Here is an 8,939-nt window from a genome sequence, read left to right as displayed (position 1 = left end):
AAAGGAAAGAAAGCTCCACCAGATGCAGACAGTCTGATTGCAGCAGATGAAAGGAAGTGACTCCGATATGAACAAAGACAGGGTGAGAAAAGTCGCCATCACCTTTTTTCTTCTTTTCCTGGGTTTCGGGATCATTTACGCATCCCTTGCACTTTTTTCGGAAATCTCGGAAAGCGTCGTCAATGAGAATATCCGGGTCATAGATGATGCCATCGTGCATTTTCTCATGTATTTTTCTTCTCCATTCCTTCAGGATGCCCTGACCCTCATCACGGAAATGGGTTCTGTATGGTTCACAGCCATCGTAAGCTTCCTGATCATGCTTTATCTCTGGTTCAGGGGAAGAGACCGATGGGGGATTCTTTTCTACCTCATTGCCATGGGCGGAGGCGGACTGCTCATATTGCTTCTGAAGGAATTTTTCAGAATCGAACGACCTTCCATCAATGAAGCCATCGATGCGGTGGGATACAGCTTTCCCAGCGGGCATGCCATGGGTTCGATGATTCTTTACGGGTTCATCACTTATCTTGTGGTGAGAAGCGCTCTGAAAAAGAAAGCCAAGCTCCTTCTTTCCGTGGCACTGATGTTTCTTGCCTCACTGGTTGCAGTTTCCAGAGTCTATCTCAGCGCCCATTATCCCAGCGATGTGGTGGCTGGACAGGCAGGAGGCCTTGCATGGCTTATGATCTGCATCATCCTTCTGGAAGGAATGCAGTGGAAGTCCCGCAGCGGCTTCATGCCCGCGAAAGGATTCAGAAAACTTCTTGATGGTGTCTCTGGACTCTTCAGCTAGTCTCTTCGACGTGAAAACTGAAGTTCTATAGCAATACTCTTGTAATTTGGTATAATAGTACAAAGCAGACAACCAAATAATTTTAGGAACGGTGATAATATGGAACGCGTGATAGACGTAAGGAACGGTAGAAATCTCACAATGCTGTCTGATTTCTATGAACTTACCATGGGCAACGGCTATTTTGAAAATGGTGTGGATGACACCATTGCCTACTTTGATATGTACTTCAGAAAAATACCGGATGAAGGCGGTTTTGCAGTGATGGCTGGTGTGGACCAGCTCATCGAGTATCTGGAAAATCTCACCTTCACCAAAGATGATATTGATTTTCTGAGAAGCAAGAACACTTTCAGTGAACGCTTTCTCAGTTACCTTGAAAATTTCAGGTTCGAATGTGATGTCTGGGCAGTGCCTGAAGGCACCCCGGTCTTTCCCAACGAGCCGCTGGTCACAGTGAGAGGACCCATCATACAGGCGCAGTTTGTGGAGACCATGGTCCTTCTGACGGTGAACCATCAGACCCTGATTGCCACCAAGGCCAACAGAATCGTAAGAGCCGCCGCAGGACGAGACGTTCTGGAATTCGGTTCCAGAAGAGCTCAGGGGTATGACGGTGCCATTTACGGTACCAGAGCTGCCATTGTCGGTGGAGCAACTTCCTCCTCCAACACCCTGGCGGAAATCATGTTCAATGTGCCTGCCGTGGGCACCATGGCACACAGCTGGGTTCAGCTCTTCGATTCTGAGTTTGAAGCCTTCAGAAAATGGGCGAAAATCTATCCGGACAAATGCTCGCTTCTTGTGGATACCTATAACGTGCTGAAGTCCGGTATCCCCAATGCCATCAAAGTCTTCAACGAGTATGTGCTTCCAACCGGAAACAGACCCAAGTCCATCCGGATCGATTCCGGTGACATCACCTACCTCACCAAGCAGTCAAGAAAAATGCTGGACGAAGCAGGTTTTGAAGATGTGAAGATCATCGTTTCCAATTCCCTGGATGAATATATCATCCGGGATGTTCTGGCACAGGGCGCGCCCATCGACGTATTCGGTGTGGGAGAAAGACTCATCACCGCTAGAAGCGAACCGGTTTTCGGTGGCGTGTACAAGCTGGTGGCCGTGGAAAGAGACGGAAAGATCACGCCGAAGATCAAGGTCAGTGAAAATCAGGAAAAGATCACAACGCCTCACTTCAAGAAGATCTACAGAGTCTTTTCCAATAAGTCAGGTCTTGCTGTAGCAGACCTTCTCTGCGAGCATGATGAAGTCATCGATGAAAGCCAGCCTCTGACCATCTTCGACCCCACCTATACCTGGAAGAGAAGAACGTTCAAGGAATACAGTCTTAGAGAACTGCAGAAGCAGATCTTCGACAAAGGCACCCTCGTATATAAGAGCCCTACGGTTCTTGAAATCAGAGCCTATTCACAGAAGGAAATCGAGAACCTGTGGCCGGAAGCACTTCGACTGGAATATCCACACAGATACTACGTGGATCTGTCCCAGAAACTCTGGGATACCAGGCAGAATCTGCTCATCGAACAGTCACAGATGTACGCCGAAGACAAATACTAAAGAGAAATCAAAGGAACCTCCGGAAGAAAAACTTCCGGAGGTTCCTTTGATTTCGGGAAAAGCTGTGATATAATTGGTCAGGTTTTATCATTTATAATAAGAATCATCAAAAACGGAGGAACTTAAAATTGAGTACGAAAAACATAAATCACGTGGAATTTCTGGTCAAGTCGTCCATCGTCGCAGCCATCTACGCCGCACTGACCATGCTGCTTCCCTTCAGCTACCTGGGGGTTCAGTTCAGAATCGCTGAAATACTGGTGCTTCTGGTCTTCATAGACAAGAGATATATCTACGGTCTCACGCTGGGATGCCTCATCGCGAACCTTGGAAGCCCCCTGGGACCTGTGGATGTGATCTTCGGCACCCTGGCAACGCTCATCGCACTGCTTCTGATTTCAAAGACGAAGAATCTTTTCGTCGCCACGCTGTGGCCGGCTGTGGTCAATGGAATCATCATCGGACTGCTTCTCTACTACATGCTGGATCTGCCTTTCCTTCTATCCGCAGCCCAGGTGTTCTTCGGAGAATTCGTCGTGGTGACCCTCATCGGATACTTCCTCTTCAAGAGAATTCTGAGAGACAGAAAACTGGTGGAGATCATCACATTCAATTAACAGAAAATGAATCGGATGGAGCGAGACTCCTCTCCCATGCATCATGCATGGAAGAGGAGTCTCTTTACGTCCATATTTATTGTTTGCCAAGTGGCCTCTTCTACTTCACAAGAAGCCAGATGCCGAAACCCGCCGCTGCAAGCGCGAAGAGATAGAAAAAGATTTCCGTTCCCTTTTCTCCCAGAAGCTTCCGGAACATCTTGATTTTCGCCATGTTCCAGACCTGTTCCGGTTTCTTCACCGTGATGAAGATCACCGCTGCCGCATAGACAATGAGTATGAGTCCAAGTAGTGCCAGTCCGTCCATAAATATTACCTCCTTAAATTGTTGTAGTTTATTTCAGACCTCTGTTTATTTTCTTTCTCATGGCCAGCATCACCACTGCTGAAATGAGGATGATCATCAGCGTGCTAAACAGGATGCTTCCCCAGGTGGCTTCCTTCAGTATGATCTCATCCATGGCCATGAACGCCCAGTAGAAAGGAGACCAGTACAGAAGAAAATGCAGACCTTCTCTCAGGTAGATGGCGCCGAATATGGATCCCAGCACAGGCAGAAACACCATTTTCATGCCGGATATGGCAGCAAGTACGTTGTCGCTGTTGACGCCGATGGTAAATCCGATGATCACTGAAGTGAGTGCAATGGACACGGTGACAAGAGCCGCCATGAAGTAGTTGATGCTGCCGTAGTCGAGAATCAGAAGGATTCCGATGACATGGACCAGCGGAATGAGAAAGCCCAGTGCCGCTTTTCCGAGCACATACTGCGTTCTTTTCACCGGCGCCACATTCATGGCCGCCAGGGTGTTCTCCTGCTTTTCTTCCACTAAATTGATGAGGATGATCATTCCACCGAAAATGGAGATGAATACCGCCAGGAGACTTCCGCCATACTGCTTGATGGGAGAAAGCTTCCATCCCACATCCGACACAGTGAGCGCTACTGGAACCTTGATGTCTTCATTGGACAGTGAATCAAGAAGCAGCACTGCAATTTCATGCATCTCCACTTTCTCGTTTCCCTGGGTCACCACCTGAAATCCGTCCTGGCTCCTGGTGATGCCGTAGACATCGTCCAGTGCTTCCACCCTTTCTAGAAGAGCCTCTTCCGTCTGAAACTCTTCCACCTTGGCATACTGTGATAGATAGGAGATTTCCTCCCCCGTCAACGAATCGTCCACGGCGAACCGCAGAATGGACTGAGACACTGAACTGGTCAGCATATTGAGAATGATAGCGATGAGAAAGGGAACCACAAGGATATAAAGAATCATGTAGTCTCTCATGCCGGACTTCGTATCACGGCCAATGATGGCCAATATTTTCTTAAGCATTCTTCTTCCCCCCTTACACTGTCAGTGTCTTCTTGTATCTGAGTACCGCCGCCATGAAAAATACTGCACCTGCCAGGATGAAGAGTCCCGATGTAGTCAGGATGAATGCCGTATCCGGTCTTTCAAGAAATACCTCTCTGAAGGCGAAGAGCAGAGGATACGACGGCAGGATTCTGATGATGAGCGGCGAAAACGACGGCATGAAGTAGGAGATTCCCCCGAAGGCCATGATCATGATGATGATGTAAAGCGCGCCCATGGACTTGATGATGGAATCGTAGAAACTTGCGATGAAGAGTCCCAGAGCCGTACCGAAGAAGTTGGATGCGGCCAGCACCAGAATCAGATGCAGGTAGTTCACCTTCATCCCCACCACCAGGACCGTTGTGATCAGTCCTGTCAGAAGCCCGGTAAAGAGCATGACCCCCACCTTGGAAAGCAGATAGTCTCTGATGCTTACAGGTGTCACAGTGAGGGCTCTTATGGTGCCTTCCTCCTTGTCCATGAACACATAGGCAGCCACGATGAAAAGCCCCATGAACGCCGAATTCATCATGAGCAGAATCGGCATGTAGTTCGTCCGGTCAGAAAGTCTTTCCGCATCCTCTTCCAGCACTTTTACCGTGGTGGTTTCCGTATACTCCGGATGCTCGGTCTTAAATCCGGCTAGAAGGACGCTTTCCATCATGTTTCTGATTTCTTCACTCTCATAGCCCTGAAGGATGATTTCGTAACCCATGCCTTCCGAGGTTTCACTGATGACAGCCCCCTGGGCGCTGCGGTCCTTCTCCATGGCCAGAACCACTTCTTCTCTGGAACCAAGCAGCGTGATCTCCGTACTCTGGTCCTTTTCCATGGAGTCAAGAATCATCTCGCTGTTTATGCCCGACTCCACATGGAGAAAAAGCTTCGAGGTGGGATCGGCGTTCTCCGGCACCACAAAGACCAGTACCGCAACGATGACCAGCGCCATGATGAACTCGATGTAGATGTAGTAGGTTCTGTAGGAGACCTTCAGGTCTCTTAAAAAGGTATGTAGAAGTTTCATTTATACCAGCCCCCTACCCGTGAGCCTGATGAAGATCTCCTCAAGAGTCGCCTCTTTCGTATGCATCATTTCAATGTGACCGTCGTTCACGATTTCATTGAGCAGAAGTCTCTCTTCCTCATTGGAGAGGTCGATGAGCGCTGTTTCCAGCTTGTTTCCCTTGAGATATTCCACCTGGACCACTTTCTTTCCATACTGCAGCTTGAGGTTTCTTGGAGAATCGATGACTTTCAGCTCCCCGTCCACAATGAACCCTACCCGGTCGCAGAGCTCATCCGCGATGAACATGTTATGGGTCGTAAGAAACACTGTGGTCCCTTCCTTGTTCTTCTCCTTCACAATGTCCTTGATGCTGCCGGCAATGGCAGGGTCAAGTCCTGTGGTGGGCTCATCCAGGAACCATAAAGACGGCATGTTGATCATGCTTCTGGCAAAGGTCAGCCTGTGCTTCATCCCCTTGGAGAATGTGCCTGCCTTCTTGTTCTTCACATGGTCCAGGCCCACAAGCTTCAGAAGCTCTTCAGGGTCCATGGTCTCCACATCAAAGAGTTTTCTGTAGAACTCCAGGTTCTCCAGGGCAGTGAGCTTTCCGTATACATTGGACTGCTCGAAGGATACACCGATTCTGTTGAATACTTTACGGTCAAACTTTCTTAGGTCATAGCCCGCCACCTGTCCTGCGCCTTCCTGAATAGGAAGAAGTCCTGTGAGAATCCCCTGGGTGGTGGACTTTCCTGCCCCGGAAGGGCCCAGAAACCCGAAAACCTCTCCTTCTTCCACCTCAAAGCTCACATTCTTCAGTGCGTAGTTCTTGTCTTTCGTATAGGAATAATTGAGATTGTCCACTTTTATCATTTTACCTTCCCCCTTAGCTGATGCCGTTTCTGATGAGATCAAAGAATTTATCCAGCTCCTCCATGATCTTCATGGAATAGCCCTCGTCCTGATGTTTTTCGAAATAGTACTCCACCACACTGATCTGCATGCTGATCATAATCTTCGCAACCAGCCTGAGATCCAGATCCTGCCTGATGTCCCCGCTCTCCTGACCCTTTTTGAGGAGCGCTATGAACATGTCATCTCCTTTAGGGGTGAAGGTGTCTCGTATTTTTGAAAGAATCCCGCTGGTGTCCTTCATCATGCGGTTTCCGATTTCAGCATAGTCCGGATTCTCCAGCGCGAATTCGATGCCCGCACGATACATCTCCCGTAGCGCATCATAGAAATTCACTTCCGCAAAGTTCATCATGGATGGTGTAAGATACTGGATCTTCTTCTCTCCGATGATGGACATGATATGAAGATAAAGGTCCTCCTTGTCCTTGAAGTACTGGTAGAAACTCCCTTTGGAGATTCCGCTTTTCTCCACAATACGATTGATGCTTGCCACATCGAAGTCATAGTCTTTAAACTCTGCCACGGCTTCATCCAGAATCCGTTTCTTCTTCTCTTCCGGCAGATTGAAAAATGTCTGTTTTGGCATTTGCCTTCACGCCTCCTTTCATGTGACCTGATAGTCATATGACTCCTTGGTCATATTATATTCCTCCATGGATTCCTTTGTCAACCCTTCGCACTGTATTCGTACAGAAAAAGAAAAGAAAAGATTTCATGAAAAAGGCAGGTAAACTATGGACCTTCTCTCCGAAAAAGAGTAAAATACATCAGACAAAGCGAAACTACAAAGGATACAGGAGTAAAGGATATGCACAAGAAGCTGGAGCACATGCTCTTTGGAAACAGTCAGAACATTAAATATTATGCCATCAACGGAATCCTGTTCACCATGGTCACAGTGCTCTCCAAGAGCTATGCCATCAAGTTTCTGGACCGACTTGGCGGGGAGGACATCCACTTCAGCCTCTTCAATGCCCTGCCAGGATTTGTGGCGATCTTCACCACCATTCCAGGGATTCTCATGATCCAGAAAGGGAAATCAAAAAGAAAGACCCTGGGCGCTTTTTTCTATATTTCAAGACTCATGCCGCTGCTGCTCGCAGCAGTTCCTTTTCTCCCGAAGGAGATGCAGCCCATGGTCTTCGTTCTCATCTATGGACTCATGAACTTTCCGGAATCCATATCCGCCACTTCACTTCAGGATTACACCGGTGACATCTTCAGTCCCCATGAGCGAGCTGATGCCCTTTCCATCAGGAATCAGATGTCTCAGATCTCACAGATCACCGTATCCATTCTGGTGGGCTTCATCCTTTCTCTCTCCTCGGTGAACAGGACCGTCATCATCATGTATCAGATCTTCATCGTTCTTTCCTTTCTCATCGGCTTGAAGGAAATCAACTTCATGTACAAGATGGAGCCTCTGGTCACGGAAGAGGAAGAGAAGACGAGAACGGTTCCGAAGCTGAAAGAGAGTCTTCGGGCGGTCTTCTCCCATAAGGAATACGTGAGCTTTCTCGCCTGTTCCCTCCTGTTTCATTTCGGATGGCAGATGGGATGGCCCCTCTTCAATGTCTACCAGATCAAATATCTCGGAGCAGATGAAATGTGGCTGACCCTCATCAATGTGCTATCCAGCATCTTCATGGTCATAAGTTTCACCCAGTGGAAAAAGATCATCAAGAAATTCGACTACAAACTGGCCATCGCCCTTGCAACCTTGGGCATGGGTCTCACACCGATTCTCTATATCCTGTCGGAGAATCTTGTGACCCTGACCTTCATGCAGCCTGTAACAGGATTCTTCACAGCAGGTACCATCGTAGTGGTTCTGGGCAGCCTTCTGGCTGCCAGCCCCGATGAATACCGCACCATGAGTGTAGCGGTCCATGCCACACTCACCAGTGTCACTTTAGCTGTGGCACCACTGGTGGGAACCTACATTCAGGAAGTGCTGAGCATCCAGGGTGCCCTTTTCGTCTCCTCTTCCCTGAGACTTCTGGGCAGCTTCGTATTTCTGATGCGATTTCTTGGAACCAGAAGAAAACCATCCTGATCCAGGATTCCTTTGTATTCCATCAATCATTGTGATATTATTTTTATAGAATAGGACCCATAAAGGAGAGTAAAATTGCACAGCATAACGAAAACCTTCAAAAACAAAGGATTAAAACTGACTCCACAGAGGATTGCTGTCTATGAATACCTTCTGGGAACCAGAGAACACCCCTCCGCAGAACTCATTTATTCCGCACTTATTGAAAAATTTCCGACCATGAGTCTGGCCACGGTGTACAAATCACTGAAGACCCTCTGCAAGGTGGACCTGGTACAGGAACTCAATCTGGGAGAAGGCAACTTCCGCTATGATGCCGTCATGCAAGAGCATGCGCATTTTCAGTGCAATCACTGCAATGTTGTTTTCGATATGATGCATGTTCCCACCCATATGGTCATGGAAGCGGTATCAAAAAATCAGAACTTCGTCATCGAGTCCAGTAAGCTCTATTTCTATGGAACCTGCACGGACTGTCAGGGAAAAAGCTCCTGATCCTCTCAGGAAACAGACCTGATCAAGACCGAAGCGCAGCATCCTCCTACGAGGACACTGCGCTTCTTTTTTTGTGCATGAGAATCATCGATCCGAAAGAATGGAGAACGGA

The 8,939-nt window shown here is 48.1% G+C and carries 10 protein-coding genes; 5 read left to right on the top strand and 5 right to left on the bottom strand.

Annotated features, from left to right (window positions below; translation table 11 throughout):
• The first annotated feature begins 67 nt into the window (after positions 1-67).
• The 3 genes from ACHAL6_RS11565 to ACHAL6_RS11555 all read left to right on the top strand — a co-directional run bounded on the left by ACHAL6_RS11565 (position 68) and on the right by ACHAL6_RS11555 (position 2,994).
• Positions 68-796 carry a phosphatase PAP2 family protein gene (locus tag ACHAL6_RS11565; RefSeq protein WP_395270828.1) on the top strand — a complete coding sequence of 243 codons (729 nt, stop codon included), beginning with the start codon at positions 68-70 and terminating at the stop codon, positions 794-796.
• Positions 797-895: 99 nt separating this feature from the next.
• Positions 896-2,377, top strand: coding sequence for a nicotinate phosphoribosyltransferase (locus ACHAL6_RS11560; protein ID WP_395270827.1), 1,482 nt, complete (start codon positions 896-898; stop codon positions 2,375-2,377).
• A 128-nt stretch (positions 2,378-2,505) separates the two neighbouring features.
• Positions 2,506-2,994, top strand: a complete 489-nt coding sequence (locus tag ACHAL6_RS11555; protein WP_395270826.1) for a QueT transporter family protein — start codon at positions 2,506-2,508, stop codon at positions 2,992-2,994.
• A gap of 100 nt (positions 2,995-3,094) precedes the next feature.
• On the opposite strand, the gene ACHAL6_RS11550 is transcribed toward ACHAL6_RS11555, so the two are convergent.
• From ACHAL6_RS11550 to ACHAL6_RS11530, 5 genes are read right to left on the bottom strand one after another with little or no spacing between them, the layout of a single operon-like run.
• Positions 3,095-3,301 (bottom strand): hypothetical protein, encoded by a 207-nt coding sequence (locus ACHAL6_RS11550; protein WP_395270825.1) that lies wholly within the window; start codon positions 3,299-3,301, stop codon positions 3,095-3,097.
• A 28-nt stretch (positions 3,302-3,329) separates the two neighbouring features.
• On the bottom strand, positions 3,330-4,331 hold the full coding sequence (locus ACHAL6_RS11545; RefSeq protein ID WP_395270824.1) for an ABC transporter permease: 1,002 nt from the start codon (positions 4,329-4,331) through the stop codon (positions 3,330-3,332).
• Positions 4,332-4,344: 13 nt separating this feature from the next.
• A complete protein-coding gene (locus ACHAL6_RS11540; RefSeq protein ID WP_395270823.1) occupies positions 4,345-5,379 on the bottom strand; it encodes an ABC transporter permease in 1,035 nt (344 codons plus the stop codon).
• The gene (locus ACHAL6_RS11535) at positions 5,380-6,234 is read right to left on the bottom strand and encodes an ABC transporter ATP-binding protein (RefSeq protein ID WP_395270822.1); all 855 of its coding nucleotides are present in this window, start codon (positions 6,232-6,234) and stop codon (positions 5,380-5,382) included.
• Between the two features lie 13 nt (positions 6,235-6,247).
• Positions 6,248-6,862 (bottom strand): TetR/AcrR family transcriptional regulator, encoded by a 615-nt coding sequence (locus ACHAL6_RS11530; RefSeq protein ID WP_395270821.1) that lies wholly within the window; start codon positions 6,860-6,862, stop codon positions 6,248-6,250.
• Positions 6,863-7,084: 222 nt separating this feature from the next.
• Between ACHAL6_RS11530 and ACHAL6_RS11525 the strand changes: the two genes are divergently transcribed.
• Together ACHAL6_RS11525 and ACHAL6_RS11520 are read left to right on the top strand one after the other, a co-directional pair.
• Positions 7,085-8,332 (top strand): MFS transporter, encoded by a 1,248-nt coding sequence (locus ACHAL6_RS11525; RefSeq protein ID WP_395270820.1) that lies wholly within the window; start codon positions 7,085-7,087, stop codon positions 8,330-8,332.
• Positions 8,333-8,407: 75 nt separating this feature from the next.
• The gene (locus ACHAL6_RS11520; RefSeq protein WP_395270819.1) at positions 8,408-8,827 is read left to right on the top strand and encodes a Fur family transcriptional regulator; all 420 of its coding nucleotides are present in this window, start codon (positions 8,408-8,410) and stop codon (positions 8,825-8,827) included.
• Positions 8,828-8,939: the final 112 nt, after the last annotated feature.

The organism is Proteiniclasticum sp. C24MP (assembly GCF_043951855.1).
GTDB lineage: Bacteria > Bacillota > Clostridia > Clostridiales > Clostridiaceae > Proteiniclasticum.
This window is presented reverse-complemented; position numbering and strand designations above follow the sequence as displayed.